Genomic DNA, 803 nt, shown 5'->3' with positions numbered 1-803 from the left:
CAGGTCATTCTGGATGTGTGCAACGAAAGCCGCTTCGCCAGTTTACCGCCAACGCAAATTGTACCAGCGTTGCTGGATGATGGTCTCTATTATGGCTCTGAGTCGACGTATTACCGGCTGTTAAAGCAATATGGGCAGTTGAATCACCGAGGGCGCAGTCTTGCACCTCGGGTCGCAAAAACGCCACAGACGTTCACGGCTAATGGTCCACGGCAAGTGTTCTGCTGGGACATCACCTATTTACCTAGCAATGTAAGGGGTCAGTTCTTTTACCTGTACATGCTGGAAGACTTATACAGCCGCAAAATCGTCGGCTGGGAAGTCTACGCTGAAGAGTCCGGTGAGCTAGCAGCGGAGCTGCTGCAACGCACGCTGTTACGTGAACAATGTGCCCACACCGGGCTTGTTCTGCACTCAGACAACGGTGCACCGATGAAAGCACAAACGATGCGTGAAAAAGCCTATGAGCTGGGTGTTACCACCTCGTACAACCGGCCAAGAGTGAGTAACGACAACCCGTTCGCAGAATCGTTGTTCAGGACCTGCAAATACCGCCCTGAGTGGCCATCAGCAGGCTTTAAAAGCCTTGATGACGCAAGGCACTGGGTACTCAAGTTCACACGCTGGTACAACTACGAGCACAAGCACAGCAAGCTGCGCTTCGTAACTCCAGAGCAGCGCCATACAGGCCAGGACAAAGCGATACTCGCGCAACGTAAAACAGTGATGGAAGCGGCGAAAGCGCGACACTCAGTTCGCTGGGGTAAGCGTCAGGTTCGTAACTGCACGCCGGTTGGGCCAAC

At 53.5% G+C, this 803-nt stretch carries 1 protein-coding gene; it reads left to right on the top strand.

All coding sequences use genetic code 11. The annotated features are described in order from the left end of the window. A partial coding sequence (locus HXZ99_RS12060) for an IS3 family transposase (RefSeq protein ID WP_194757544.1) occupies window positions 1-803 on the top strand: 803 nt, incomplete at both ends.

This window comes from Aliidiomarina indica, assembly GCF_015354615.1.
In the GTDB taxonomy this organism is placed as follows: Bacteria; Pseudomonadota; Gammaproteobacteria; order Enterobacterales; family Alteromonadaceae; genus Aliidiomarina; species Aliidiomarina indica.
The sequence above is the reverse complement of the archived record's forward strand: the minus strand, read 5'-3'. Positions and strand labels throughout refer to the sequence as shown.